At 69.6% G+C, this 25,272-nt stretch carries 26 protein-coding genes; 15 read left to right on the top strand and 11 right to left on the bottom strand.

The window, feature by feature from the left end; genetic code table 11:
* Positions 1-32: 32 nt before the first annotated feature.
* Positions 33-353 (bottom strand): DUF4188 domain-containing protein, encoded by a 321-nt coding sequence (locus tag ABSL23_RS07335; protein ID WP_353635210.1) that lies wholly within the window; start codon positions 351-353, stop codon positions 33-35.
* Positions 354-358: 5 nt separating this feature from the next.
* Positions 359-811, bottom strand: a complete 453-nt coding sequence (locus ABSL23_RS07330; protein ID WP_059055830.1) for a hypothetical protein — start codon at positions 809-811, stop codon at positions 359-361.
* Between the two features lie 163 nt (positions 812-974).
* Between ABSL23_RS07330 and ppsA the strand changes: the two genes are divergently transcribed.
* The 5 genes from ppsA to metG all read left to right on the top strand — a co-directional run bounded on the left by ppsA (position 975) and on the right by metG (position 8,574).
* Positions 975-3,224, top strand: coding sequence for a pyruvate, water dikinase (gene ppsA, locus ABSL23_RS07325; protein WP_353635209.1), 2,250 nt, complete (start codon positions 975-977; stop codon positions 3,222-3,224).
* 88 nt (positions 3,225-3,312) lie between these two features.
* Entirely contained in the window at positions 3,313-4,551 is a 1,239-nt protein-coding gene (locus ABSL23_RS07320) for a M48 family metallopeptidase (protein WP_353635208.1), read from the top strand.
* A 45-nt stretch (positions 4,552-4,596) separates the two neighbouring features.
* Positions 4,597-5,670 carry a tyrosine decarboxylase MfnA gene (gene mfnA / locus ABSL23_RS07315; protein WP_353635207.1) on the top strand — a complete coding sequence of 358 codons (1,074 nt, stop codon included), beginning with the start codon at positions 4,597-4,599 and terminating at the stop codon, positions 5,668-5,670.
* A gap of 26 nt (positions 5,671-5,696) precedes the next feature.
* On the top strand, positions 5,697-6,269 hold the full coding sequence (locus ABSL23_RS07310) for a VTT domain-containing protein (protein ID WP_353635206.1): 573 nt from the start codon (positions 5,697-5,699) through the stop codon (positions 6,267-6,269).
* 253 nt (positions 6,270-6,522) lie between these two features.
* Positions 6,523-8,574, top strand: a complete 2,052-nt coding sequence (metG, locus tag ABSL23_RS07305) for a methionine--tRNA ligase (RefSeq protein WP_353635205.1) — start codon at positions 6,523-6,525, stop codon at positions 8,572-8,574.
* 315 nt (positions 8,575-8,889) lie between these two features.
* On the opposite strand, the gene ABSL23_RS07300 is transcribed toward metG, so the two are convergent.
* Positions 8,890-9,177 carry a GYD domain-containing protein gene (locus ABSL23_RS07300; protein WP_059055817.1) on the bottom strand — a complete coding sequence of 96 codons (288 nt, stop codon included), beginning with the start codon at positions 9,175-9,177 and terminating at the stop codon, positions 8,890-8,892.
* 105 nt (positions 9,178-9,282) lie between these two features.
* On the opposite strand from ABSL23_RS07300, the gene pyk reads away from it, so the two are divergent.
* From pyk to ABSL23_RS07275, 5 genes are all read left to right on the top strand, one after another.
* Positions 9,283-11,016: a pyruvate kinase gene (gene pyk / locus ABSL23_RS07295; RefSeq protein WP_353635204.1), complete on the top strand. Its 1,734-nt coding sequence runs from the start codon at positions 9,283-9,285 to the stop codon at positions 11,014-11,016.
* A 46-nt stretch (positions 11,017-11,062) separates the two neighbouring features.
* The gene (locus ABSL23_RS07290; protein WP_169793381.1) at positions 11,063-11,233 is read left to right on the top strand and encodes a hypothetical protein; all 171 of its coding nucleotides are present in this window, start codon (positions 11,063-11,065) and stop codon (positions 11,231-11,233) included.
* A gap of 145 nt (positions 11,234-11,378) precedes the next feature.
* Positions 11,379-11,891, top strand: coding sequence for an NfeD family protein (locus ABSL23_RS07285; RefSeq protein ID WP_353635203.1), 513 nt, complete (start codon positions 11,379-11,381; stop codon positions 11,889-11,891).
* A 73-nt stretch (positions 11,892-11,964) separates the two neighbouring features.
* Entirely contained in the window at positions 11,965-13,149 is a 1,185-nt protein-coding gene (locus ABSL23_RS07280) for an SPFH domain-containing protein (protein ID WP_353635202.1), read from the top strand.
* Between the two features lie 69 nt (positions 13,150-13,218).
* Entirely contained in the window at positions 13,219-13,827 is a 609-nt protein-coding gene (locus ABSL23_RS07275; RefSeq protein WP_059055809.1) for an ArsR family transcriptional regulator, read from the top strand.
* A gap of 139 nt (positions 13,828-13,966) precedes the next feature.
* Here the strand turns inward: ABSL23_RS07275 and ABSL23_RS07270 are convergent, their stop codons facing one another.
* On the bottom strand, positions 13,967-14,206 hold the full coding sequence (locus tag ABSL23_RS07270) for a hypothetical protein (RefSeq protein ID WP_059055807.1): 240 nt from the start codon (positions 14,204-14,206) through the stop codon (positions 13,967-13,969).
* 193 nt (positions 14,207-14,399) lie between these two features.
* On the opposite strand from ABSL23_RS07270, the gene ABSL23_RS07265 reads away from it, so the two are divergent.
* Positions 14,400-16,235, top strand: a complete 1,836-nt coding sequence (locus tag ABSL23_RS07265; protein WP_353635201.1) for a flippase-like domain-containing protein — start codon at positions 14,400-14,402, stop codon at positions 16,233-16,235.
* Between the two features lies 1 nt (position 16,236).
* Here ABSL23_RS07265 and ABSL23_RS07260 read toward each other — a convergent pair whose 3' ends face one another.
* A complete protein-coding gene (locus ABSL23_RS07260) occupies positions 16,237-16,737 on the bottom strand; it encodes an inosine/xanthosine triphosphatase (RefSeq protein ID WP_353635200.1) in 501 nt (166 codons plus the stop codon).
* Between the two features lie 24 nt (positions 16,738-16,761).
* Positions 16,762-17,478, bottom strand: a complete 717-nt coding sequence (locus ABSL23_RS07255) for a cobalamin-binding protein (RefSeq protein WP_353635199.1) — start codon at positions 17,476-17,478, stop codon at positions 16,762-16,764.
* Positions 17,479-17,614: 136 nt separating this feature from the next.
* On the opposite strand from ABSL23_RS07255, the gene ABSL23_RS07250 reads away from it, so the two are divergent.
* The 3 genes from ABSL23_RS07250 (at position 17,615) to ABSL23_RS07240 (ending at position 19,896) form a co-directional block, all read left to right on the top strand.
* On the top strand, positions 17,615-18,568 hold the full coding sequence (locus ABSL23_RS07250) for a transcription initiation factor IIB (RefSeq protein WP_059055800.1): 954 nt from the start codon (positions 17,615-17,617) through the stop codon (positions 18,566-18,568).
* A 141-nt stretch (positions 18,569-18,709) separates the two neighbouring features.
* The gene (locus ABSL23_RS07245) at positions 18,710-19,384 is read left to right on the top strand and encodes a type I 3-dehydroquinate dehydratase (RefSeq protein WP_353635198.1); all 675 of its coding nucleotides are present in this window, start codon (positions 18,710-18,712) and stop codon (positions 19,382-19,384) included.
* 47 nt (positions 19,385-19,431) lie between these two features.
* Positions 19,432-19,896: a zinc ribbon domain-containing protein gene (locus ABSL23_RS07240; RefSeq protein WP_353635197.1), complete on the top strand. Its 465-nt coding sequence runs from the start codon at positions 19,432-19,434 to the stop codon at positions 19,894-19,896.
* Here ABSL23_RS07240 and ABSL23_RS07235 read toward each other — a convergent pair whose 3' ends face one another.
* Complete coding sequence (locus ABSL23_RS07235) at positions 19,897-21,063, bottom strand: 3-dehydroquinate synthase II (RefSeq protein ID WP_353635196.1); 1,167 nt, start codon at positions 21,061-21,063, stop codon at positions 19,897-19,899.
* Positions 21,064-21,175: 112 nt separating this feature from the next.
* On the opposite strand from ABSL23_RS07235, the gene ABSL23_RS07230 reads away from it, so the two are divergent.
* On the top strand, positions 21,176-21,475 hold the full coding sequence (locus tag ABSL23_RS07230) for a hypothetical protein (protein WP_353635195.1): 300 nt from the start codon (positions 21,176-21,178) through the stop codon (positions 21,473-21,475).
* Positions 21,476-21,503: 28 nt separating this feature from the next.
* Here ABSL23_RS07230 and ABSL23_RS07225 read toward each other — a convergent pair whose 3' ends face one another.
* Genes ABSL23_RS07225 through trpC form a run of 4 tightly spaced genes read right to left on the bottom strand, consistent with a single transcriptional unit; the run spans position 21,504 to position 25,209 of the window.
* Positions 21,504-22,298 carry a 2-amino-3,7-dideoxy-D-threo-hept-6-ulosonate synthase gene (locus ABSL23_RS07225; RefSeq protein ID WP_059055789.1) on the bottom strand — a complete coding sequence of 265 codons (795 nt, stop codon included), beginning with the start codon at positions 22,296-22,298 and terminating at the stop codon, positions 21,504-21,506.
* A gap of 24 nt (positions 22,299-22,322) precedes the next feature.
* Entirely contained in the window at positions 22,323-23,153 is an 831-nt protein-coding gene (gene trpA, locus ABSL23_RS07220; protein WP_353635194.1) for a tryptophan synthase subunit alpha, read from the bottom strand.
* Positions 23,150-24,457, bottom strand: a complete 1,308-nt coding sequence (gene trpB, locus ABSL23_RS07215; RefSeq protein WP_353635193.1) for a tryptophan synthase subunit beta — start codon at positions 24,455-24,457, stop codon at positions 23,150-23,152. Before trpB ends, trpA begins: the two co-directional genes overlap by 4 nt.
* Positions 24,454-25,209 carry an indole-3-glycerol phosphate synthase gene (gene trpC, locus ABSL23_RS07210; protein WP_353635192.1) on the bottom strand — a complete coding sequence of 252 codons (756 nt, stop codon included), beginning with the start codon at positions 25,207-25,209 and terminating at the stop codon, positions 24,454-24,456. Before trpC ends, trpB begins: the two co-directional genes overlap by 4 nt.
* Positions 25,210-25,272 lie beyond the last annotated feature (63 nt).

Here is a 25,272-nt window from a genome sequence, read left to right as displayed (position 1 = left end):
TCGCCGACGCGGCCGCACGACAGCGACGCCGCCTACTGGGGCGGGTCGGCGTCGGCGCCGAAGCCGCTCCCGTACGCGTCCAGCACTTCCGTCACGGTGACTTCGTAGGCGTCGTACCACTCCGTCCACCGCCGCTTCGCGCGCTCGTGGTCGGGGTGCGCGCCGAACTCGTCGAGCGCGTCGAGCGACTCCCAGTAGTACACCACGAGCACGTCCTCGCTGTCGGGGCCGTGCCACGTGCGCTTGCCGAGGTACCCGTCGATGGCTTCGGCGGCGGCCTGAATCGCGTCGTTCAGTTCGTGGAACTCCGCGTCGTACTCGCCGGGGTCGAGGCGGAAGGTGACGAGGTACATCGGGGCTACGGCTCGCGGTTCGGCGGTTCGGCGTCGTCGGACTGCGAGAAGTCGAAGGCGTCGTCGTCTTTGAGCTTGCGGAGCTCGCGGTTCACGGACTGGAGATCGTTCTGCATGTCCGCGAGGCGGTCGTCGAGCACGCTCACGATGTCGCTTTTGACGTGCTGGGTGTCGAAGGTGTCCGAGAGCGCGTCCTCGTTGGCGGCGGTCAACGTCTTGTACAGCGACCACGCCTTCCCGAAGCGGTAGACGAGCAGGCCAGCGACGGCGAGCGCGATGCCGGGTGCGGCCGCCGACAGCGCCTGCCCGGTCGCCGAGGAGTCCGCCGAGAGGATGTCCCACGCTTCGAGTCCGCCGAGCGCGACGCCGCCGCCGACGAGGGCGAGGCCGACGACCGCGAACGCGGACGTGAACAGGAAGTACTTGCCCGCGTGAACGGCTGCGCGTTTCGCGTCCATGCCCGGGTGGAGACGAGCCGCCGGCTAAAATCCTCCGTTGGCGCGAGCGACCAGCGCGGCCGCCCGCCACCCGAGCAATCACAACTCGGAACCGAGTACGCAATTCTTGCGTCTGAGACGTTCGCAACCTTCTTATGAGCAGTTGCGGTGTATCTACCTGTCAATGGCTGTTCGATGGCTGGAAGACGTACGCGCCGACGACATCGACAGTGTCGGCGGCAAGGGCGCGTCGCTCGGCGAACTCACGGACGCCGGGCTCCCCGTCCCCCCGGGGTTCGTCGTGACCGCGGGGACGTACCGCTCGTTCATCGAGGACGCGAACATCGACGACGAGCTGTTCGACGCGGTCGAAGTCGACCCCGAGGACTCCGGCGCGCTCGCCGACGCCGAAGCGGCCGCGAAAGACATCATCCTCAACACCGAACTCCCCGAGCACATCCGAGAGAACATCCTCTCGTCGTACGACGACTTAGACGACGGGCAGGCGTCGGTCGCGGTGCGGTCGTCGGCGACCGCCGAGGACCTCCCGGACGCGAGCTTCGCCGGCCAGCAGGAGACGTTCCTCAACATCACCCGCGAGGACCTCGTGGACCGCGTGAAGCGCTGCTGGGCGTCGCTTTTCACGCAGCGCGCCATCTACTACCGCGAGGAACAGGGCTTTGAGCACCGCGACGTCGACATCGCGGTGGTCGTCCAGAAGATGGTCGACGCCGAGAAGTCCGGCGTGATGTTCACCAGCCACCCCTCGACGGGCGCCCACGAGGCCATCATCGAGGCCGCGTGGGGGCTCGGCGAGGCCGTCGTCTCCGGCTCGGTCTCCCCGGACAACTACCACGTCGACCGCGACACCGGCACCGTCGAGGAGGTCTCGGTCGCGGACAAGAAGGTGATGTGCGTCCGCGACCCCGAGACCGGCGAGACCGTCGAGCGCGAGGTCCCCGAGGAGAAGCGCGAACAGCGCGTGCTCTCCGACGAGGAGATTCTGGACCTCGTCGCCATCGGCGAGCGCGTCGAGGACCACTACGGCGAACCGCAGGACGTCGAGTGGGCGATGACTGACGGCGACATCTACATGCTGCAGTCCCGCCCCATCACGACCATCGACGAGGACACAGAGATGACCGAGAACGGCGACACCGGCGACGAACTCGTGCACGGACTCGGCGCCAGCCCCGGCATCGCGTCCGGCCCGGCTCGCGTCGTCACCAAGCTCGACCAGCTCGACAAAGTCGGCGAGGGCGACATCATTGTCACCGAGATGACTACGCCGGACATGGTGCCCGCGATGAAGCGCGGCGCCGGCATCATCACCGACGAGGGCGGCATGACCAGCCACGCCGCCATCGTCTCCCGCGAACTGGGCTGTCCCGCTGTCGTCGGCGCGACGAACGCCACGGACGTGCTCCAGGACGACCAGATTATCACGCTCGACGGCGACCGCGGCACCGTCACCGAGGGCCGCACGCAGGAGGAGTCCGAACGCAACCCCATCGAGGAGGCGCGCCCGACGACGCCCGTGAAGCCGATGACCGCGACCGAGGTCAAGGTCAACGTCTCGATTCCGGAGGCCGCCGAGCGCGCCGCCGCGACCGGGGCCGACGGCGTCGGTCTGCTCCGCACGGAGCACATGATTCTCTCGACGAACAAGACCCCCGAGCGCTACATCGCCGACCACGGCGAGGACGCCTACGTGGACGAACTCGTCTCCGGCGTGCGCGAGGTCGCCGAGGAGTTCTACCCGCGGCCCGTCCGCGTGCGCACGCTCGACGCGCCGACCGACGAGTTCCGGCAACTGGAGGGCGGCAGCGACGAGCCCCACGAGCACAACCCGATGCTGGGCTACCGCGGCATCCGCCGCAGCCTCGACCGCCCCGAGGTGTTCAAGCACGAGCTGGAGGCGTTCAAGGAGCTGTACGAGATGGGCTACGACAACGTCGAAATCATGTTCCCGCTCGTGAACGACGCCGACGACGTGCGGCAGGCCCGCGAGCTCATGACCGAGGTCGGCCTCGACACCGAGAAGCGCACGTGGGGCGCCATGATCGAGACGCCCGCGGCCGCGCTCTCCGTCGGGGAACTCGCCGCCGAGGGCATCGACTTCGCGTCGTTCGGCACGAACGACCTCACGCAGTACACGCTCGCCGTCGACCGGAACAACGGCAACGTCGCCGACCGCTTCGACGAACTCCACCCCGCCGTCCTGGACCTCATCGAGACCGCCATCGAGACGTGCCGCGAGCACGACGTCGCCACCAGCATCTGCGGGCAGGCCGGCTCGAAGCCCGAGATGGTGAACTTCCTCGTGGAGACCGGCATCTCCTCTATCTCCGCGAACATCGACGCGGTGCGGGACGTCCAACACGAGGTCAAGCGCGTCGAACAGCGGCTCATCCTCGACTCCGTGCGGGACTGACCGCTCACTTCGCCCCACCCCCGTCCCCTCCTCCGGTCCGCTCGCCGACACGACAGACGTTTTCACGGCCGAGTTCCTCTCCCGGAGTATGCTCGCGTACCACGCCGCCTTCCTGCTGCTGGTCGCCGGGTCGACCGGCTTCTTCGTCGCGCTCGCCGCGCTGAACGTCCGGCACGCCGACCGCACCGTCCGCGAGCGCACGGAGTGGCTGGCCGACACCGTCGGCCTCGACGACCCCGAGCGCCTGCTGGACTACCACCGGCTGACGACCGCCGCCAGCCAACTGCAGAGCGTCGTCGTGCTCGCCGTCGTCCTGCTCGTGCTCTACACCGGCCTGTTCGGCGACGCCGTCGCCGCGGCCTACGACGCCATCGGGAGTGACCTGCTCGCGGGCGTCGCAGTGTTCGTCGGCGCCGCGCTCGCGTTCCAACTCCTCCGGGTGCCGTTCGACGCCTTCGAGACGTTCGCCGTCGAGGACGCCTTCGACTTCAACGAGCAGTCCCCGACGCTGTTCGTCCGCGACAAGCTCGTCAGCACCGCGTTCACCGTCGTGCTCGTCGCCGCTCTCGGCGCCGCCGTGCTGTTCGTCGTGGAGACGTTCCCCGAGTGGTGGTGGCTCGCCGCCACCGGCGTCGTCGGCGTCTTCCTGCTCGCCACCCAAATCATCGTGCCGCGCGTGTTCCTCCCGCTGTTCTACGACTTCGAGCCGGTCGAAGATTCGAGTCTGCGCGAGGCCGTCGACGACGTCTTCGAGCGCGCCGGCTTCACCTGCGACGACGTCTACGTGATGAACGCGAGTTCGCGCTCGGGGCACTCGAACGCGTTCTTCACGGGGTTCGGCGCGACCAAGCGCGTCGTCCTCTTCGACACGCTCGTCGACCAGCTCGACGAGACCGAGCTTCAGAGCGTGCTCGCGCACGAACTCGCGCACTGGAAGAAGGGGCACATCTGGCAGGGGATGGCCGCCAGCGTCGTGCAGGCCGGCGTCCTGCTGTTCGTCGCGCAGTTCCTCGTGGAGTCGTCGTGGCTGTACGCGATGTTCCGCGCGCCCGAAGTCCCGGCTGCGGGCTTGCTGTTGGCGGCGCTGTGGGTCGAACCCGTGAGCCAGTTCGCCAGCCCGCTCTCGAACAGGCTCTGGCTCGCCAACGAGCGCGAGGCCGACGCGTTCGCCGTGGACGTGATGGACGGCGGCCGGCCGCTCGCGGGCGCGCTCGCCGCGCTCACCAGCGAGAACCTCGGCAACCCCTTCCCGCACCCGCTGTACGAGACGTTCCACTACCAGCACCCGCCGGTCCCCGAGCGCATCCGCTACCTCACGGAGGACTGACCCGAGAGCGGAACCGCTAAATCGCTGCTTCGACTGGCAGACAGTATGCCACGCGCGGAGCCGACGCCCGCCCCGCAGGACTTCGACCGCGTGCTCTCCTCGATGTGCACGGAACCCCACCCGGCCGCCCGCGAGGCCGCCGTGGCGTTCCTCGCGGACAACCCCGGCGACCCCGCGACCTACCCCGCAGTCGCCGACCTCGAAACCGAAGCCATCGACGCGCTCGGCGAGGTCGTCGGGCTCGACGACCCGCACGGCTACGTCGGCTCCGGCGGCACCGAAGCGAACATTCAGGCCGTCAGGGCCGCGCGCAACCTCGCCGACGGCGACGTGAACGTCGTCGCGCCCGAGAGCGCGCACTTCAGCTTCCAGAAGGCCGCCGACGTGCTCGGCGTCGAACTCCGGCTCGCGCCCACGGACGACGACCACCGCGCGGACGTGAACGCGGTCGCCGACCTCGCGGACGACGACACGGCGCTCGTCGCCGGCGTCGCCGGCACCACCGAGTACGGGCGGGTAGACCCGATTCCCGCGCTCGCCGACGTCGCCGCGGACGTGGACGCGCGCCTCCACGTGGACGCCGCGTGGGGCGGGTTCGTCCTCCCGTTCACCGACCACGACTGGAGCTTCGCGGACGCCCCCGTGGACACGATGACCATCGACCCCCACAAGATGGGGCAGGCGCCGATTCCCGCCGGCGGCTTCCTCGCGCGGGACGCCGAGACGCTGGACGCGCTCGCCATCGACACGCCGTACCTCGAATCCGACACGCAGCCGACGCTCGGCGGCACGCGCTCCGGAGCCGGTGTCGCCGGCACGCACGCCGCCCTCGACGCGCTCTGGCCCGAGGGCTACCGCGACCAGTACGAGCGCTCGCAGGCCAACGCCGACTACCTCGCCGCGGAACTCCGCGAGCACGGGGTCGACGACGTCGTCGACCCCGTGCTCCCGCTCGTCGCCGCCGACCTCCCGGACGCCGAGTTCGAGGCGCTCCGCGAGGACGGCTGGCGAATCTCCCGCACGGCCACCGGCGAACTCCGCGTCGTCTGCATGCCCCACGTCACCCGCGAGATGCTCGACGACTTCCTCGCGGCGCTGTCCGGTGTCGGTAACGTTTAATCCCGCGCCAGTCCACCACACAGATAGTGCTCTCGTCCGCCCTGCTCGCGCTCTCCGTCGACCTCAGCGCCGTCGAAGGAGCGGTCCGTGCGGCGACCGGCTGGCCGGGACTCGGCATCATCTTCGTCTACTCGTTTCTCATCGCGTTCGTCCTCCCGCTGCCCAGCGAGGTGGTGTTGTGTCCCGCCGGCTACGTCTGCGGGAGCGCGGTCACGCTCGGCCTCGGCGTCTCCGAGCCCGTCATCGTCGCGCTCGTCGTCGTGGTGAGCGCGGGCGGGAAGGCCCTCGGGAGCGTCATCGCGCTGTCCATCGGCCACGGCGCCAGCCACTCCGGCGCCGTCGTGCGCGCGCTCCGGCGGCTCGGCTTCGAGCCCGTCAAGTGGTCGAAGAACCGCATGGTCGAGCTCGTCCAGACGTACGGTTACTACGGCATGGCGGTCGCGCTCAGCGTGCCGTTCTTCCCGGACACCATCTCGCTGTACGCGTTCTCCGTCGTCGAGAAGGACCACCGGCGGTTCGCGGTCGCGACGTTCGCGGGCGGCGTCGGCCGGCTTCTCGTCACCATCGCGCTCTTCGAGGGCGTGCTGTTCCTCGCTTGAGCGCGGAAACACTTTTGCCGGCCCGCAGCGAACGACGATTCGTGACTCCGAGGCGCTGCCCGCGAGTCCGCGCGATGCGCATGCAGCGGTAGCGCCGTCCACGGGTGGACCGTCCGCCCCCGGGCCTTCATGCGGCCGCCGGGCGGACGCGAACTCCGGTTCTCCGCGAGCACCACGCCAGCAACAGCCACGGAACCGGAACGTCGCGACACAACCAGCGGGCTTTAGGCCCGCGCCAGAACAACGAGCAACCATGACCTACGAGGACTTCCCGACCGACGAACAGGCGGTGGTCACGGCGGGGTTGCCGTACGCCAACGGCGACCTCCACATCGGCCACCTGCGCAGCTACGTGAACGCCGACGCGTTCACCCGCGCGCTCCGAAAGCTCGGCCAAGACGCCATCTACGTCTCCGGCAGCGACATGCACGGCACCCCCATCGCCGTCAACGCCGCCGAGGAGGGCGTCAGCCCCGAGGAGTTCGCGCTCCGCCACCACGAACAGTACGAACAGACGTTCCCGAAGTTCAACGTCGACTTCGACCAGTACGGCCACACCCACGACGAGACCAACACCGAACTCACGAAGGAGTTCGTCCGCGCGTGGGAGGACAACGACCACGTCTACGAGAAGGAAATCAACGTCGCCTACGACCCCGAGGCCGACCAGTGGCTCCCCGACCGCTACGTCGAGGGCACGTGCCCGTACTGCGGCGAGCACGCCCGCGGCGACGAGTGCGACGAGGGCTGCCAGCGCCACCTCGAACCCGGCGAAATCGAGGACCCCGTCTCCGCGCTCACCGGCAACCCCGCGGAGTACCGCGTGCGCGACCACAAGTTCCTCCGGCTCTCGGACGTCCAAGAGCACCTCCAGGGGTTCATCAACCGCCTCGAAGGCACGAGCAACGCCCAGAACCAGCCCCGCGAGTGGATCGAGGGCGAACTGGAGGACTTCTGCATCACCCGCGACATGGACTGGGGCATCGACTATCCGGGTGAGGGCTCCGAGGACCTCGTGCTGTACGTCTGGGTGGACGCCCCCATCGAGTACGTCTCCACCACCAAGCAGTACAGCGAGCGCACCGGCGACTTCGACTGGGAGTCCGTCTGGAAGGACGGCGACGGAGAGATCGTCCACGTCATCGGCCGCGACATCATCCAGCACCACACCGTCTACTGGCCGGCGATGCTGGAAGCCGCCGACTACGCCGAGCCGCGCGCGGTCTGCGCGACCGGGTTCGTGAACATCGACGGCAAGGGCCTCTCGACGTCGAAGAACCGCGCCATCTGGGCCGAGGAGTACCTCGACGAGGGGTTCCACCCGGACCTGCTGCGGTACTACATGGCGACCGCCAGCGGGTTCGAGCGCGACGTGAACTTCTCGTGGGACCGCTTCGCCGAGCGCGTGAACAGCGAACTCGCGGACGTCGTCGGGAACTTCGTCTACCGCGCGCTGCTGTTCGCGACCCGGAACTTCGACGGGACACCCGACGCCGCGGTCTCCGACGACGTCGAGACCGAGATTGCGGCGGCGATGGACGACTACGAGGACGCGCTCAACTACTACGACCTCAAGTCCGCCGGCGAGCGCGCGGTCGCGCTCGCCCGCTACGGCAACGAGTACATCCAGCGCAACGAGCCCTGGAAGCTCGACGACGAGGAGGCCGCACCGGTCATCCGCGACTGCGTGCAGCTCGTGAAGGCGGTTGCGGTGCTGCTGCAGCCGTTCATTCCGGAGAAGGCCGACGACATCTGGGCGCAAATCGAGGAGGACGGCTCCGTGGCGGACGCCACCATCGGCGACTGCCTGCAGGCGCCGCCCGCCGAGTTCGGCGAGCCCGACGAACTGTTCACGAAGGTCGAGGACGAGCGCGTCGAGGAGCTCGACGCGAAGCTCCAGGAGAAAATCGAAGCCGCTAGTAGCGACGAGGGAGACGGCGAGGACGTGACCGACGACTCAGAGATAGAACTCGAACCGCTCGCCGACGAGCGCGTCAGCTTCGAGGACTTCCAGGCGCTGGACCTGCGCGTCGGCGAAGTCGAGGCCGCGGAGGGCATCGAGGGCGCGGACGACCTCGCGCGCCTCGAAGTCGACATCGGCCACGAGACCCGCCAGATTGTCGCGGGCATCAAGCAGCTCCACGACCTCGACGAGCTCCCGGGCAAGCGCGTCGTCATCGTCGCGAACCTCGAGAAGGCCGAGCTGTTCGGCGTCGAGTCCAACGGCATGATTCTCGCCGCCGGCGAGGACGCCGACCTCCTCACCACCCACGGGGACAGCGAACCGGGCACGAAGATCAAGTAGGGCTTGCAGGCGGCGAACCGACTCCGGTGCGCGCTGCCGCCGTTCCGATTCCTGGCGCACCAGCCTACAGTCAGATCACCCGCCGGGTTGGTCCCGGCTCCCTACTTGAATCTACGCAGGGAGTAGTATCCTTGCCAGCCGAGAAACCGGCAGATAAGCATCCGCGAGCGAGCGGTCCGGAGGACCCGAGCGACGCGGTTCACTCCGCGACCGAAGGGAGCGAAGGCGCGAGGACGACCGCAGGGAGGACGACGCGCTTTTGGCCGAGCTTTTGCCGAGGGTCGCCTCCGGCGACCCGCAGCGCAAAAGGTCGTCTTAGAGGTCCTGCACGACGTCGCCGAGTTTCTCGACGTCCATCGCTTCCATGGTCTGCATGTCGATGCCGTATCGTTCGGCGGCGATAGAAGCTTGGAGGGCGGCTTCGCGGTCGGGCGCGTCGAAGACGAGCAGGACGTCGCGTTCGCCGAGGAGGACGTAGGCGTCCTGGAGGTCGCAGTCCTGGGCTTCGAGGTCGGCGCGGACGTCGCCCCAGATGGCGGCGAGCTCTTGGGCGTTCTGGAACTGACCGGTCTCGATGGTGGCGATGGCAGCGTACGTCGGCATAGACCGGTGTTGTGTCGGCTCCGGCAAAGTCGCTGTGGCGGTTCGGTTACTCGTCGCCGAGTTAATCACGTACGTTTTTGCGTGCCGGCGTCGTAGCCGCGGCGTATGAGAAACGCGAAAATCGTCTGTACGCTGGGGCCGGCGACAGACGACGAGTCCTCGATACGGTCGCTGGTGGACGCGGGGATGTCGGTCGCGCGCATCAACGCGAGCCACGGCAACCTCGACGACCGCCGCGACCTAATCGGGACGGCGCGGCGGGTCGACGAACTGACAGAGAAGCCGGTCGCCGTGATGTTGGACACGAAGGGGCCGGAGGTCCGGACGGCCGAGACCGACGAGCCCGTCCACGTCGAAGCCGGGACGCTCGTGGAGTTCGTGCCGGACGGCGAGACGACGGGCGAGACCATCGGGCTCTCGACGAGCGTCGCGGCGGCCGAGCCCGGCGACCGCGTGCTGCTGGACGACGGGCGCATCGAGACGGTCGTCGAGTCGGTAGACGGCGACGTCGTCACCGCGCGCGTGGAGTCCGGCGGCGAGCTCGGCAGCCGGAAGGGCGTCAACGTCCCGGGCGTTGACCTCGACCTCGACGTCGTCACCGAGAAGGACCGCCGCGACCTCGAACTCGCTGCGGAGGAGGGCGTCGACTACGTCGCCGCGAGCTTCGTGCGGGACGCCGAAGACGTACTGGAAGTCGAGCGCGTGCTCGAATCGGTCGGCGCGGACATCCCCGTGGTCGCGAAAATCGAGCGCGCGGGCGCCGTCGAGAACCTCGACAGCATCGTGGAGGCCGCCGACGGCGTGATGGTCGCGCGCGGCGACCTCGGCGTGGAGTGCCCGATGGAGGACGTGCCGATGATTCAGAAGCGCATCATCCGGCAGTGCCGGGACGCCGGCGTCCCTGTCATCACGGCCACAGAGATGCTGGATTCGATGGTACACGCGCGCCGGCCGACGCGCGCGGAGGCCAGCGACGTCGCGAACGCCGTCCTCGACGGCACGGACGCCGTGATGCTCTCGGCGGAGACCGCGGTCGGCGACAACCCCACGCGGGTCGTGGAGACGATGGACCGCATCGTGCGCGAAGTCGAGTCCAGCGGCGAGTACGCCGAGCTACAGGAGCAACGCGTCCCGACCGCGGACGGCACGGCGAAGACTGACGCGCTCGCGCGCTCCGCGCGCTACCTCGCCCGCGACATCGACGCCAGCGCGGTCGTCGTCGCCTCCGAGTCCGGCTACACCGCGCGGAAGGCCGCGAAGTTCCGGCCGCGCGTCCCAGTGGTCTGTGCGACGCCCTCCCACCGCGTGCGCCGCGAACTCGCGCTCAACTGGGGCGTCCACGCCGAGTACGCCGCGGTCGCGGAGGGCGACGCGACGACGGTCGTCGAGCACGCGGTGCAGGCGGCCGTCGAGTCCGGCCTCGTCGAGAGCGGCGACACCGTGGTCGTGCTCGTCGGCATGATGACCGACCTCGAAGGCGCGAGCACGACGAACACGCTGAAAGTCCACGTCGCCGCGGAGACGCTGACGGTCGGGCAGTCCGTCGTGAAGGGGCGCGTCACCGCACCCGTCGCCGTCCTCGACGACGGCGACCTCTCCGGGATTCCCGAGCGCGCGGTGGTCGTGCTCGGCCCGGACTTCGACGACGAGTTCCACGGCGACCTCTCGAAGATCGCGGGCATCGTCAGCGCCCAGTCCGGGATGACCGGCTACCCCGCGATGGTCGCGCGCGAACTCGACGTGCCGATGGTCGGGGACGCCGACCTCGACGACATCGTAGACGGCGACACCGTCACGGTGGACGGCGAGCGCGGCGTCGTCTACGCCAGCGAGTCCTGAACCCCGAACCCGCGCGTTTTTCCGCCTCGACGGGGTAGACGTTGACATGGCCGAGAACGACGAGCGCGCGTGGCGCTACGAGGTCGACGAGGTCGGCCCGGACGCCGAACCCGACGTGCGAGCCATCGAACCCGGGTCGCCGGACCCGGAGAACGTCGCGTTCTTCCTGCTCGGCGTCGCCGCCATGGTCGGCGTGCTCGCGCTCCTGCTGTTCTGAGAGGCCGACCGCTTTCGGATTGGCCACGCGGCTCGCGGCTTACTCCGCTCACGGCTCACTCCGTTCGCCGCTCGCCGTTCCGTGCTCTCGCGTCGGTCGAGCACGCGGGTAAACGGTTTTCCCACCGCCGCCCTAACTCCCGGGCATGGCCGAACTGTTCGGACAGTCGCTGTCGTTCCTGCTCGTCGTCGCCGGGACGGCGCTGTGCGTCATGGAGGCGCTCGCGCCGGGCGCGCACCTCATCGTCCTCGGCGTCGCGCTCCTCGCCGCCGGCCTCATCGGGCTGTTCGTGCCGGCGGCCGCGACCCCGTTCGTGCTCGCGGGCCTCGTCTTGGGCGTCGGGCTGGTCTCCCTGTACCTGTACCGCAACTACGAGCTCTACCAGGGGACCGGCCGCGGGCAGACCCGCGACTCCGACGACCTCCGCGGCTCGCGGGGGTACGTCGTCGAGGAGGTCACGCCCCGAGAGGGGCGCGTGAAACTCGAGTCCGGCGGGTTCGACTCGTCGTACGCCGCCCGGAGCATCTCCGGGACTATCTCCGAGGGGACGAACGTCGTGGTCGTGGACCCGGGCGGGGGGAACGTCGTCACCGTGGAGGCCGTCGACGGCGCCGACGACATCGACCGCGAACTGGACCGGGACGCCGACGGCGCCTGAGTCCGGGCCGCGAGCGGTCGCCGCGGCCGCGAACCGTACCAACACTTATTGTCCGTTCGCCGAACGTTCACGCATGGAGTTGACCCCGCTACAGACGGGCGGCGCAGTGATACCGGCAGTCGGGCTGCTGTTGTTGCTGCTGTTGGCCGTCGTCGTCTACGAGGCCGTCGAAATCGTGGACGCCTACGAGAAGAAAGCCCTCACGGTGTTCGGGGAGTACCGCGGCCTCCTCGAACCCGGTATCAACATCGTGCCGCCGTTCGTCGCGCGCACGTACCCCTTCGACATGCGCACGCAGACCATCGACGTGCCCCGGCAGGAAGCCATCACCCGCGACAACTCGCCGGTGACCGCCGACGCCGTCGTGTACATCCGCGTGCGGGACGCCAAGCGGGCGTTCCTCGAGGTCGACCACTACAAGACCGCCGTCTCGAACCTCGCGCAGACGACGCTGCGCGCGGTGCTGGGCGACATGGAGCTGGACGACACGCTGAACAAGCGCCAGGAAATCAACGCCCGCATCCGCACGGAACTGGACGAGCCCACCGACGAGTGGGGTATCCGCGTGGAGAGCGTTGAGGTCCGCGAGGTCAACCCCTCCCAGGAAGTCCAGAAGGCGATGGAGCAACAGACCAGCGCCGAGCGCCGCCGCCGCGCGATGATTCTGGAGGCGCAGGGTGAGCGGCAGTCCGCCATCGAGAACGCGCAGGGTGACAAGCAGTCGAACATCATCCGCGCGCAGGGTGAGAAGCAGTCCCAGATTCTCGAAGCGCAGGGTGACGCCATCTCCACCGTCCTCCGCGCGAAGTCCGCCGAGTCGATGGGCGAGCGCGCCATCATCGAGAAGGGCATGGAGACGCTGGAGGGCATCGGCGACGGCGAGTCCAACACGTTCGTCCTCCCGCAGGAGCTAACCAGCCTCGTCGGCCGCTACGGCAAACACCTCGCGGGAAGCGACGTCTCCGACGGCGGCACGGAACTCGACAGCCTCGAGTTCGACGCTGAGACCCGCGAGCTCATCGGTCTCGACGACATCGACGAGATTCTCAACCAGATCAGCCAGGAGGCCGACATCGACCCCGAGAAGCTCGAAGAGCAGGCCGAGGCCGTCCAGCGCGGCGAGGACGCCGGGCTGGCGTCGACGGACGAGGTCATCGAGGAGATGGACCAGGAACTCGACACCGGCGACGCCCCAGTTGACGGCAGTGGTGGCGGCGACGCCAGTGACGCCGGCGACGACGACAACCAGAGCGCGTAACGGGGCGCCGCGCTGGCGTGCTATCCGGTACCGAACGTTTTTCTCGGGTGACCGCGTAGGAGCGCGTGAATGGGCATCGACGAGGACAAGCGCTCGACGCTCCGCCGCTTCGCCGCCGTCGGCGCAGCCAGCCCGCTAACCCGGCTCGCCGGCGGTGACGGCGACGGCGAGGGCGGCGACAGCGACGTCCGCGACGCCATCACGGGCTACGTGACGGCGACGCCGGGCGCGCACTTCTCGAAGCTCCGTGACGACCTCCAGCTGGGCACCGGGGAGACCCAACACCACCTCCGGCGGCTGCTCGACGAGTCCGCCGTCGAAAGCGAGCGCGACGGCGACTACAAGCGCTTCTATCCGGCCGAGCGGTTCTCGCCGTTCGAGAAGCGCGCGCTCGGCTACCTCCGCCGGGAGACCCCGCGCGGGATGGTCGTCGAACTGCTACGGAACCCGGACGCGACCGCCGGCGACCTCGCGGAGTCGCTGGACGTCTCGCCGGCGACCGTCAGCAAGTACGCCGCGCAACTGGAGGAGGCGGGCGTGCTCTCGCGGGCGGACGGCTACGCCGTCGAGCGCCCGGAGACCCTCATCACGCTGCTCGTGCGGTACGCCGACTCCTTCGACGCGAACGCCGCGGAGTTCGCCGGCGAGGCCGCCGACTTGCTCTCCTACGAACCCTGAACGGCCGTGGCGCCGTCGCTACGTGAAGCGAACGAGTGCAGTCCCAGCGGGACTGCGGCAGACACTGGATTCCCGGCAGAGCCAGGGAGAACGCAAGTCCGCGCGGGTGGATGACGAGGCCGCACGGGCCGAACCGGAGTCAGGCCTCGACCTTCCACGTCGTCGAGGAGGAGTACCCCCAGCGCTCGACGTCGACGTCGAACTCGCCGGCCTCGATGGCGGGCATGTTGGCGCCGACCTCCTTCGCGGAGAGGTCGAGTTCGTCGCCGATGAGCCGCGACTTGAAGTACGTGCGGTCGTCGGCGTGGTCGCGGAGGTAGTCGAGGATGCGACGCTGCTTCGGGGTGAGTGCCTGACTCGCCGCGGCTGTCGCGCTCATACCAGTACAGTGGCGCGGCCACCCCAAGAGGGGTTTGGTACGCGCGGTAAATCGGCCGCCGCCCTGCGGTTTTACGGCGCTGGGCGTGCCGGGTAGTCACCGGGAGCGCGCGTTTTGGTAGGCGCGGTTAACGGCCCCGGCGGCCGCATCGAGACAGAAAGTTCTTACCCGGTCACGGCCGAAATTCCGGACAATGACAGAGCCGGGCGTCGAGGTGAGCGTCGTCCTCCCCGCGTACAACGAGGCCGACACCATCGAGGAGACGGTCCGGACGACGCTGGAGACGCTCGACGCCTTCCTCCCCGCGGGCAGCTACGAGGTCATCGTCGCGGAGGACGGCTGCGAGGACGAGACGCCGGAAATCGCCGCGCGGCTCGCCGCAGAAGACGACCGCGTCCGCCACTTCCACAGCGACGAGCGCCTGGGCCGCGGCGGCGCGCTGAACGCCGCGTTCCGCGCGGCCGAGGGGGAGACGCTGGCGTACTTCGACACGGACCTCGCGACGGACATGCGCCACCTCGAACAGCTCGTCGAGAGCGTGCGCTCCGGGGACGCCGACCTCGCGACGGGCTCGCGGTGGATTCCCGGCGAGCGCGCCGACCGCCCCGCCAAGCGCGGCATCCCCTCGCGGGGGTTCAACCTCGCGGTGCGGGGGCTATTGGGCTCGGAGCTGCGCGACCACCAGTGCGGCTTCAAGGCGTTCAGCCGCGAGGCGTTCGAGAGCCTCGTCGAGGAGGTCGAGGACGAGCACTGGTTCTGGGACACGGAGATGCTGGTGCGCGCCCAGCGCCGCGGGTTCACCGTCGAGGAGTTCCCCGTGGAGTGGACGCCGAAGGGCGACTCGAAGGTCGACTTGGTGCGGGACGTCTTCGGGATGGGCAGCCAGATTCTGCGCTGCTTCTGGGAGTTCAACGTGAGCCCGTACGCGAACCGCCGCACCGGCACCGTGGTCGGCGTCCTGCTGTCGGTTGTGGCGTTCGCGCTGATGTTCGTCTACATCGACGTGGGCGCGTTCGTGGACGCGGTGGGGGACGCCGACCCCGCGCTGGTCGCGGCGGGCGCGGTCGTCTACCTGACGTCGTGGCCGCTGCGCGGCCTGCGCTACCGCGACATCCTCGCGGAGCTGGGGTACCGCGAGAGCACGTGGTTCCTCACGGGCGCGGTGTTCATCAGTCAGACCGGGAACCTCGTGATTCCCGCGCGCGCCGGCGACGCCATCCGCGCGTACGTCGTGAAAGCCCGCCGCGGCATCCCCTACACGACGGGGTTCGCGTCGCTGACCGTCGAGCGCGTCTACGACCTGCTCACCATCACGGTGCTGGCGGGCGGCGTCCTCGTGGCGCTCACCGCGTTCGCGCCCGACACGGTCGCGGAACTCGCCGCAACAGCAGCGGGCGAGGGGCTGGCCGGTCAGGAGTCGCAGGCCGTCCAGCAGGCCGTCGTCGTCGCCTCCGCCGTGGGCGTGATCGCGGTCGCCGCGGTCGTCGCCATCGTCTGGTCGGCGCGCTCGGACACCAACTACGTCCGGGGGGTCGTCGAGTGGGCCAGCGACGACTCCTACACGGAGCTGGTGGCGAGCGTCTTCGAGCAGTTCGTCGGCGACATCCAGCGGGTCGCCGCGGACGGCCGGGCGTTCGCGCGCATCGGCGCGACGAGCATCGTCATCTGGACTATCGACGTCGCGACCGCCCTGCTCGTCTTCCTCGCGTTCGGCCTCGACGTGGCGCTCGTGAGCCTGCTCGCGGTCGGGTTCTTCGCCGTCAGCGTCGGCAACCTCGCGAAAGTCATCCCGGGGCCGCCGGGCGGCATCGGCATCTACGAAGCGGCGTTCGCGGCCATCGTCTCCACGCTGCTGCCCGTCTCGTTCGGCCTCGCGCTCGGCGTCGCCATCGTCGACCACATCGTGAAGAACGTCGTGACGGTCGCGGGCGGCGCGGCGTCGATGACGTGGCTGAACGTCTCGCTGACGGAAGCCGTCGAGGGCGAGGAGGCGGACCTCTCCGCGGACGCGGCCCCCGTCGAGGAGTGAGTCAGTAGTAGTCGGTGACGAACGGCCCGAGCGCGCCCGCGACCGCCGTTCGCAGCGCTTCCGTTCGGTTCGTGATGCCACCGGTCAGTACACCCGCCGCGCCCTGATTCTCCGCGACGCCCGAGGTGTCCAGCAAGTCGTCCATCACGGGACCGAGCTCCGCGCCATCGTGCAGCCGCGCGGCCACGTCGTCCGGGAGGCGCAGTCGCGGGCCGGCACCGATTTCGACGCGCTCGCCGTCGCTCGCGGCCGCCCACATGATGAGGAACAAATCGCCATCCCGCTCTGCTACACCACCCTCTAGTCCGACGCCGAGGTCGTAGTCCGCGGATTCGAGCGCGCGTTCGGCTCGATTCTGTGCGCCCTCGACTGTCTCGTCGTCGCCCCACGGCTGTTCGGGGACGCCGCTGGCGACGCTGACCGATTCGACTGTCGCGTCCGGGAGCGCGGCCGCGACCGCGTCGCGCTTCACCGGGTTCCCGGAGCCGACTGCGACTCGCATACCGGGACGCGGACGGCCCGCGCCTTAGTCGCCGCGGATTCTCTCGGCGAGCGTTTCGAGGCCGTCGAGCAGTCGGGGGCTCGGTTGGTTGAGGAGGCTGTCGTCGACGACGTGGACGTCGGCGTCCAGTTCCCAGCCCCGACCCGCGAAGTCCGGGTCGACGCTGTCGCCCTTCCCGCAGACGTGAACGACGGCGTGCTCGGGGTCGGCGGCTTCGACGGCGCTCGCTTCGACCTCACGGGAGCGCTCGCCGGCGTCCACGAACGGGTAGCGGCCGCCCGCGGCTTCGACCACGTCGGGCACCCAGTTCCCGGCCGCCATCGGTGGGTCCGACCACTCCTCGCAGTAGACGACCGGACCGTCCTCGGGTGCGGCTTCGCGGACGTCTCGGACGCGCTCGCGGCTCTGTGCTTCCAGTTCGGCGCCCGCGTCGGGGAGACCGACAGCCTCGCCGATTTCCGCGAAGGAGGCGAGGACGTCGTCGAGCGTCGCCGGTTCGACGTGGCGGACGTCGAACCCGCGGTCGCGGAGGTCGTCCCGGACCTCGCGCTGGAGGGCGTCGCTCGTGAGAACGACGTCCGAGTCGAGGTCGGCGACCCGGTCGAAGTCGGGGTTCAGCCAGCCGCCGACAGCCGGGGCGTCGACGTCCGGGCAGTGCGTGGTGACGCCGACGAGGCGGTCGCTACCGCCGAGGGCGGCGACGGTGGCGGTGGCGCTCGGTGCGAGCGAGACGACGCGCATACCCGTGGGTTCGGTCCCCGTGGTAAAAACCGACGCGATCGGCGACTCCCCCCGTCTGAATAGCGCAACGGTTAAGTACGTTTTGCACCAACCGATTGGCTACGACTCACCCGGGTTTTCCGGTGATTTCACGCTAATGACAGATGCACGCATGCGCTCCCGAGAGCAGGAGCGCACGGACGAAGAAGAGACGACCGACGGCTGCCCGGAGTGTGGCGGTCTCGTCGTCCAGGACGAAGAGCACGGCGAGTCGGTCTGCGCCGACTGCGGCCTCGTGGTCGAGGAGGACGGCATCGACCGCGGGCCCGAGTGGCGCGCGTTCGACTCCAAAGAGAAAGACGAGAAATCCCGCGTCGGCGCCCCCACCACGAACACGATGCACGACAAAGGGCTCTCGACGAACATCGACTGGCGCGACAAGGACGCCTACGGCAACTCCCTGTCCAGCAATCAGCGCCAGAAGATGCAGCGCCTGCGCAAGTGGAACGAGCGCTTCCGCACGCGCGACGCCAAAGAGCGCAACCTCAAGCAGGCGCTCGGCGAAATCGACCGGATGGCCTCCGCGCTCGGCCTCCCGGACAACGTCCGCGAGACCGCGTCGGTCATCTACCGCCGCGCGCTCGAAGACGACCTGCTTCCGGGTCGGTCTATCGAGGGCGTCGCGACCTCCTGCGTGTACGCCGCCGCCCGACAGGCCGGCGTCCCGCGCAGCCTCGACGAAATCGCGGACGTCTCCCGCGTCGAGAAGTCCGAGATCGCGCGCACGTACCGCTACGTCGTCCGCGAACTCGGTCTGGAAGTCGCGCCCGCCGACCCCGAGAGCTACGTCCCGCGGTTCGCGTCCTCGCTGGAACTCTCGGACGAGTCCGCCCACCGCGCCCGCGAACTCCTCAAGACCGCGAAGGACAAGGGCGTCCACTCCGGCAAGAGCCCCGTGGGACTGGCGGCCGCCGCGGTGTACGCCGCCGCCCTCCTCACGAACGAGAAGACGACGCAGGCGAAGGTCTCGGAGGTCGCCGACATCTCCGAGGTCACGATTCGCAACCGCTACCACGAGCTGCTCGAAGCCGAAGACACGATTCCGGTCTGAGCGCTCGACGCGCGACGCGCGACAGCCCGTTTTCCGCGTTTTCCGAGCCGACAGCCGCAGCGCTCGGCAGTGGCTCGTCGCACGCTGCCTATCGTTGCGGACTCCGAAACCGTATTGCAGGCGGCCCACGCAGGACACTCCATGGACTTCGAGGAGTTCGTGCTGGCGGCGCCCGTCTCCGACCTCGACGACGAGGTGGCCGCCCGCGAGCACGCCGACGCCGTCGAGTTCCGGATGGACCTCGCAGAGGACCCGCTGTCGGGACTGGACGACTACGACGGCGAGCTCCCGGTCATCGCGACGAACCGCGCGGAGTGGGAGGGCGGCGAGGCCGACGAGGACGGCCGCATCGACGCGCTCGCGGAGGCCGCGCGTACCGACTTCGTGGCCGCCATCGACGTCGAGCTCGCGGCGCTCACGGAGGCGGACGGCGAGGGCGCGGAGGCGCTGGCGGCCGCGCGCGCCGAGGACACCGCGACCATCGTCTCCGTCCACGACTTCGAGGGGACGCCGGAGATGGGCGTGCTCGCGGAGTTGCTGGGCGAGGCGTGCTCGCTGGGGGATGTCGGGAAGCTCGCGGTCACCGCCGAGGACGGCGGGGACGCGCTGGACCTGCTGCGCGTCACCCACGAGTTCAACGCCGTGGACGCGCCCGTCGCGACGATGGCGATGGGGGAGGCCGGCCGGCACACGCGCGCGGTCGCGCCGCTGTACGGCTCCCGCATCGGGTACGCGCCCGCCGACCCCGAGAACGCGACCGCGCCCGGCCAGTACGACGCCGCGACGCTGCGCACGCTCGTGGACAACCTCCGGTAGCCGGCTTCGGTGGCTTTAGGAGCGCGCGGCCCCGAGTCCCGGTAACTGTGGTCAATCGACGCGGCGTCATCGCGGCGGTGCTCGGCTTCGTCTACCCCGGCCTCGGACACGTCTACCTGCGGCGCTGGGTGCGCGCCATCTCGTGGTTCCTGCTCGCGCTCGTGACGGCTGCGCTGGTCGTGCCCGAGTCGGCGTACCAGGCGTTCCAGACCGACGGCCTCGCGGGCCTGATGGAGGCCAGCGAGAACCTCGGGCCGGAAGTGACGCTCAGCCTGCTGGTGATTCGCGTGCTGAACGTCGTCGACGCGTACCTCGTCGCGGTCCGGGACACGGCGAGCGCCGTCGCCGAGCGCATCCCGACGCCGGGGAGCGACGGCGCGGCCGCCGGCGCGGACGCTGCCGGCGAACCAGCGGAGTGTCCGGAGTGCGGCAAAGAACTCGACAGCGACCTCGACTTCTGTCCGTGGTGTACGACGCGGTTCGACGCCCCCGACGACGCCGACTCCGCGTGACTACTGTTCGATGATGCGCTCGTCGATGGCTTCGCCGAAGTGGCGGCCGCCCTCTTCGAGGTAGGCCAGGATCTCGTCGCCCTCGTCGAGGTCCGTGACGGCGGTGCGGCCCTCCCGCGTGGAGACCTTGATGGTCTCGGCGTTCTGGAGCAGCGTCTCGATGCGGTCGCCGGACTCGGTTTCGGCCTCGACGCGGAACATCGGCCGCTTCTCGATTTTCGCGCGCCCGACCACCGCGGTCCGCGTGTGGCCCTCGCGGTCGACGACCTGCACCTCGTCGCCGCTGGAGAGCTCCGCGAGGTACTTCGTGCCGCCGTCGGGCGTCCGCACGTAGGCGTGGACGGCCCCGGCGTTCACGCGAAACGGCCGCGAGGCGACGTACGGCGACTCGGCGGTCTCGGCGTGCACGAAGAACAGCCCGCGGCTCATGGAGCCGACGAGCATCCCCTCGTCGTCGTCCATCAGGCTGCCCGTATCGACGCAGACGCGGTCCGCGCTCCCGGCCTCTTCGACTTCTGTGACGGTGACCCACGCGAGGTCCAGGCGCTCGCGCTCGGCGGCGTCCCGCGCCTGCACGGTGCGGCGAATCTCGTCGGGGTCGTCGCTGTCCAGCAGTACGGCGTCGGCGCCGATGTCCAGCGTCTCGAAGGCGGTCTCGGCCTCGGCGGCGGACTCGACGCCCGCGACGAGCGTGGTCTCGTCGCCGATGCGCGCGATGAGGTTCTCCAGCGGGATGATGGTCCAGTCCTCGCCGACGACGATGGTGTGCTCGGCGTCCTGTGCGGCCTCCTCGGCGAACGCCTCGTAGCGCTCGTCGAGGATGCGGACGTAGGCGGCGTCGGCGTTCCCGCGGCGGACCGCCGAGAGGTCCGCGCTCCCGGAGAAGTCCTCCGGCAGGTCGACCGTGCCGTCGCCCTCGCCGTCCTTCCCGACGACGTACGCGTCCGGCTCGGCGGCCGCCTCGCTGTCGGCCTCCTCGATGACGTCGCCGTCGTCCGTGCGGAACGCCGCGACGTTCACCGACCCGAGTTCGCGCACGCGCTCGACGTCCGCAGCGTCGACGAGCACCCAGTCGACGCCGGCTTCGAGGCCGGCCGTGATGCGTCGCTTGCGCGTCTCCCAGTCTCCGACCGCGTCGTCGGCTTTCAGCCAGACGGACCGTGTCATTGCCGGATGGAGACGTGGTGCGGCCTAAAGCGTACCGGAGCGCCCCGTACTTGCTGGCGGCGCGTGTGCCGATATGACACGATTTATACTGCTGAACTACGGAGGTCGTGGTATGGCAACGAGTGGACAGGGCCGCTTCATGAGCGAGCGCGTCCCGTTCCCGCTGGACGCCGCGGAATCGCTCAGCTGGGACCTCGGGAGCGAACTCGTCGACCGGAAGCCCGAGTGCGCGCACCTGGAACGCGCGGGCGGCGGCTCGCTGACCGCCTTCGAGGCGACCGACCACACGGTCGTCGTGCGCGTGCGGACGGCGGTCGGCCGCGAGAAGTTCTACGGGCTCGCCACCGCGGAATTCCGGAGCGCCCTCGACGCCCTCCCGGCGGCGTGGCAGGTCGCGTACGCCGACGTCTGAACGCGAGGAAAACGAGAGCGGCGAGCTATCAGGCTTCGATGGGGAGGCCGGCCTCGCGGAGCGCCTCGTCGGGCGTGGCGTCCTCGTGGACCACGGCGGCGATGGCGGCGGTCATCGCGCCGGGGTCGTCGTGCTGGAAGACAGTGCGACCAGTGGAGACGCCGGCGGCGCCGGCGTCTATCGCGTCGCGGACGTCCTGGAGGGTCTCGCGGTCGCCGTCGGGGCTGCCGCCGGCGATGATGACCGGTTTGCTCGTGGACTCGACGACGCGCTCGAAGCTCTCGCGGCTCCCCGAGTAGGCGGTCTTCACGAGGTCCGCGCCGAGTTCCTCCGCGAGCCGGACGGCGTGCCCGAGGCTCTCGGCGTCGTGCTCGTCGACGCCCGGGCCGCGGGCGTACGCCATCGCGAGCACGGGCATCCCGAGGTCGTGGGCGTCGTCGACGACTTCCGCGAGCTGCGTAATCTGGTCGGGTTCGTGGTCGCTGCCGACGTTGATGTGGAAGGAGACGGCGTCGGCGCCCGCCCGCACCGCTTCCTCGACGGTGCCGGTCATGCGCTTGTCGTTGGAGTCGGGGCCGATAGACGTGGAGGCGTTGAGGTGGACGATGTAGCCGGCGTCGTTGTTGTTCTCGTGGACGCGGGGCGCGATGCCCTTCTGGGTGAGGACGGCGTCGGCGCCGCTGCTCGTGACGTCGTCGATGGTGGATTCGATGTCGACGAGGCCGTCTACCGCGCCGAGTGTGATTCCGTGGTCCATCGGGATGGTGACGAATCGGCCATCCCGGCCGATGCGGTCGAGTCGCGCTGTCTTCCCTGGTGTCATTGGTAGTGAGTAGCAAACGGTCGGCTATTTGCGTTCCGGTTCGGGCAGGCCCTTCCGCGCCCCCGCCTTCAGCTCTGCGGCGAGCGCTTCGAGGCGCTCGGCGACCTCCGCCGTGGAGAGGTCGTCCTCCACGCCCTCGGCGATGATGTCCACGTACGCGCTCCCGACGATGACGCCGTCGGCGCCGCTGGCGACGACCTCGCGGGCCTGCTCGCCCGACGAGATGCCGAACCCGACGGCCTTCGGGACGTCGGCGTCCTGCAGGCGTTCGAGCGCCTCCGGCGTGTCCGCGCTCACCTCGTCGCGGGCGCCCGTCGTGCCGAGGCGCCCCTGCACGTAGACGAACCCGGTGGTGCGGTCGAGCATCGATTCGAGGCGCTCGGGCGTCGTCGTCGGCGCCACGATGAAAATCAGGTCGAGACCGTGCTCGCGGCACGCCTCGTACATCGCCTCGGACTCGTTCACCGGGAGGTCGGGGACGACGAACCCGGAGATACCCGCGTCCGCGGCCGCTTCGACGAACTCCTCGGGGCCGGGCTCGCTACCGTACTGGTAGATGAGGTTGTAGTACGTCATGCAGACGACCGGCACCTCGACGTCTAGCTCGCGCACGAGGTCGAGGTAGGCGTCCGGCGTCATCCCGGCGTCGAGCGCGCGCTTGATGGCGTTCTGAATCGTGGTGCCCTCCGCGACCGGCTCCGAGAACGGCAGCCCGAGTTCGACGACGTCCGTGCCGCCCTCGACGAGCGCCTGCACGTACTCCTTCGTGGCTTCCGCGCTCGGGTCGCCGGCGGCGACGTAGGAGACGAGCGCGGGTTCGTCGGCGAACGCGTCGCGAATCTCGCTGCGGGTCACTCCTCGAACACCTCCATCGTGGGCGCGCCGTCGACGTCGCGCGCGGTGGACTCCTCGATGACCGTGTCGAGGTCCTTGTCGCCGCGCCCGGAGACGTTCACGACGACGGGGCCGTCACCTTCGTACTCCTCTAAGTAGGCGACGGCGTGACTCGATTCGAGCGCGGGGATGATGCCCTCCTCGCGGGAGAGCCGGTGGAACGCTTCGAGCGCGGCGTCGTCGTCGACGTTCACGGGCTCGATGCGGCCCTCGTCCACGAGGTGCGCCAGCTCCGGGCCGACGCCCGCGTAGTCCAGCCCCGCGCTCACGGAGTGGGACTCCACGATTTGGCCCTCCTCCGTCTGGAGGAGCTTCGTGCGCGCGCCGTGGAGCACGCCCTCCGTCCCCGTCGAGAGGCTCGCGGAGTTCGGCGCGTACCCCTCCGCCCTGTCCACGCCGAGGCTGGAGCCGCCGGCCTCGACGGCGAGCAGGTCCACGTCCGGCGCGGGCTCGTGCGTCCCCTCGGGCGCACCCGGGAGTTCCGCGCTGCCGACGAACGCGGAGAACGCGCCCATCGTGTTCGACCCGCCGCCCGCGCACGCGATGACCGCCTCCGGGAGGCCGCCGAGTTTCTCGCGGGACTGCTCGCGCATCTCCTCGCTGATGACCGACTGGAAATCCCGGACCATCGCCGGGAACGGGTGGGGCCCCACCACGGAGCCGATGACGTAGTGGGTGTCCTCGACGTTCGTCGCCCAGTCCCGCATCGTCTCGTTGATTGCCTCCTTGAGCGTGCCCGACCCGACGTCAACGGGGTTGACCTCGGCGTCGTGGATGCGCATCCGGAAGACGTTCGGCCGCTGGCGGTTGACGTCCGTGCGGCCCATGTAAATCTCGCAGGGCATGTCGAGGTACGCGCACGCCATCGCGGTCGCGGTGCCGTGCTGGCCCGCACCGGTCTCGGCGACGATGCGCTCCTTGCCCATGTACTTCGCGAGCAACACCTGTCCGAGCGCGTTGTTGAGCTTGTGTGCGCCGCCGTGCAGCAGGTCCTCGCGCTTGAGGTAGACGTCGAAGCCGTAGCGCTCCGAGAGGTTCTCGGCGTGCGAGAGGGGGGTGGGTCGCCCGCCGAACTCCCGGATGCGCTGGCGGAAGTCGTCCACGAAGCCGTCCTCGTTGTCGAGGACGTACCGCTGGTAGGCGTCCGCCAGCTCCTCGACCGCCGGCATCAACACTTCGGGGACGTACTGGCCGCCGTAGTCGCCGAACTTCCCGGCCCGCGTCCCCGACTGTGCGCCCGTCGTCGACTCCTGATTTCCACTCATGCGTTCACCAGTGTGCGTGTGTTCTCGGTTACGTCGCCGTCCATGATGGCGCTTCCGACGAGCAGGCCGTCCGCGCCCGCCTCTCGCATCCGCCGGACGTCCGCGGGCGTGCTCACGCCGCTCTCCGCAATCAGCGTCACGTCCTCGGGGACGTGGGGCGCCACGTCCTCGAACGTCGAGAGGTCCACCTCCAGTTTGGCGAGGTCGCGGTTGTTCACGCCGATGACGTCCGCGCCCGCTTCGACCGCGCGGTCGAGTTCCGCGCGGTCGTGGACCTCCACGAGCGCCTGAAAGCCGCGCTCGCGGGCCGCCGCCAGCATCGGTTCGAGGTCGTCGCCGAGGAAGCGCGCGATGAGCAGGACCACGTCGGCCTCCACGGCGTCCAACTGGGCTTCCCGCAGCAGGAAGTCCTTGCGGAGCACGGGCACGTCCACGGCGTCCCGAATCTCGCGGAGGTTCGCGGGGCTGCCGCCGAAGTGCTCGGGCTCGGTGAGCACGGAGAGCGCGGCCGCGCCGCCCGCGACCATCTGCTCGGCGAGCGCGACCGGGTCGTCCTCGCGCTCGCCCTCCGTGGTGGGGCTGGTCGGTTTCACTTCCGCAATCGTGGGCGCGCGCCCGTCCGCCTCGGCGGCCGCGAGCGCGTCCGGCAGCGACCGCGGCGACACCGACACCCGGCCGCCGGCCGGTTCTCGCTCGCGGGCCGCGTCGAGGATGGACTGCACCGCCGGCGCGAGCCCGTCACTTTCGTCCATTATTGTGCATTAATGCACTAGTTTGCACATAAGCCTTGCGTCGGTGGGGCCGTCGGGCCGCCC

The sequence above is a fragment of the Halobacterium sp. NMX12-1 genome (assembly GCF_040435975.1).
In the GTDB taxonomy this organism is placed as follows: domain Archaea; phylum Halobacteriota; class Halobacteria; order Halobacteriales; family Halobacteriaceae; genus Halobacterium; species Halobacterium hubeiense.
Note: the sequence above shows the minus strand (reverse complement) of the source record. Positions and strands in the feature narration are given on the sequence as shown.

Excerpts from the sequence above, each read along its gene's own strand:
- ABSL23_RS07335 (WP_353635210.1), bottom strand. The coding sequence starts at position 353 with ATGTACCTCGTCACCTTCCGCCTCGACCCCGGCGAGTACGACGCGGAG.
- ABSL23_RS07330 (WP_059055830.1), bottom strand. The coding sequence starts at position 811 with ATGGACGCGAAACGCGCAGCCGTTCACGCGGGCAAGTACTTCCTGTTC.
- ppsA (WP_353635209.1), top strand. The coding sequence starts at position 975 with ATGGCTGTTCGATGGCTGGAAGACGTACGCGCCGACGACATCGACAGT.
- ABSL23_RS07320 (WP_353635208.1), top strand. The coding sequence starts at position 3,313 with ATGCTCGCGTACCACGCCGCCTTCCTGCTGCTGGTCGCCGGGTCGACC.
- mfnA (WP_353635207.1), top strand. The coding sequence starts at position 4,597 with ATGCCACGCGCGGAGCCGACGCCCGCCCCGCAGGACTTCGACCGCGTG.
- metG (WP_353635205.1), top strand. The coding sequence starts at position 6,523 with ATGACCTACGAGGACTTCCCGACCGACGAACAGGCGGTGGTCACGGCG.
- ABSL23_RS07300 (WP_059055817.1), bottom strand. The coding sequence starts at position 9,177 with ATGCCGACGTACGCTGCCATCGCCACCATCGAGACCGGTCAGTTCCAG.
- pyk (WP_353635204.1), top strand. The coding sequence starts at position 9,283 with ATGAGAAACGCGAAAATCGTCTGTACGCTGGGGCCGGCGACAGACGAC.
- ABSL23_RS07290 (WP_169793381.1), top strand. The coding sequence starts at position 11,063 with ATGGCCGAGAACGACGAGCGCGCGTGGCGCTACGAGGTCGACGAGGTC.
- ABSL23_RS07285 (WP_353635203.1), top strand. The coding sequence starts at position 11,379 with ATGGCCGAACTGTTCGGACAGTCGCTGTCGTTCCTGCTCGTCGTCGCC.
- ABSL23_RS07280 (WP_353635202.1), top strand. The coding sequence starts at position 11,965 with ATGGAGTTGACCCCGCTACAGACGGGCGGCGCAGTGATACCGGCAGTC.
- ABSL23_RS07275 (WP_059055809.1), top strand. The coding sequence starts at position 13,219 with ATGGGCATCGACGAGGACAAGCGCTCGACGCTCCGCCGCTTCGCCGCC.
- ABSL23_RS07270 (WP_059055807.1), bottom strand. The coding sequence starts at position 14,206 with ATGAGCGCGACAGCCGCGGCGAGTCAGGCACTCACCCCGAAGCAGCGT.
- ABSL23_RS07265 (WP_353635201.1), top strand. The coding sequence starts at position 14,400 with ATGACAGAGCCGGGCGTCGAGGTGAGCGTCGTCCTCCCCGCGTACAAC.
- ABSL23_RS07260 (WP_353635200.1), bottom strand. The coding sequence starts at position 16,737 with ATGCGAGTCGCAGTCGGCTCCGGGAACCCGGTGAAGCGCGACGCGGTC.
- ABSL23_RS07255 (WP_353635199.1), bottom strand. The coding sequence starts at position 17,478 with ATGCGCGTCGTCTCGCTCGCACCGAGCGCCACCGCCACCGTCGCCGCC.
- ABSL23_RS07250 (WP_059055800.1), top strand. The coding sequence starts at position 17,615 with ATGACAGATGCACGCATGCGCTCCCGAGAGCAGGAGCGCACGGACGAA.
- ABSL23_RS07245 (WP_353635198.1), top strand. The coding sequence starts at position 18,710 with ATGGACTTCGAGGAGTTCGTGCTGGCGGCGCCCGTCTCCGACCTCGAC.
- ABSL23_RS07235 (WP_353635196.1), bottom strand. The coding sequence starts at position 21,063 with ATGACACGGTCCGTCTGGCTGAAAGCCGACGACGCGGTCGGAGACTGG.
- ABSL23_RS07230 (WP_353635195.1), top strand. The coding sequence starts at position 21,176 with ATGGCAACGAGTGGACAGGGCCGCTTCATGAGCGAGCGCGTCCCGTTC.
- ABSL23_RS07225 (WP_059055789.1), bottom strand. The coding sequence starts at position 22,298 with ATGACACCAGGGAAGACAGCGCGACTCGACCGCATCGGCCGGGATGGC.
- trpB (WP_353635193.1), bottom strand. The coding sequence starts at position 24,457 with ATGAGTGGAAATCAGGAGTCGACGACGGGCGCACAGTCGGGGACGCGG.
- trpC (WP_353635192.1), bottom strand. The coding sequence starts at position 25,209 with ATGGACGAAAGTGACGGGCTCGCGCCGGCGGTGCAGTCCATCCTCGAC.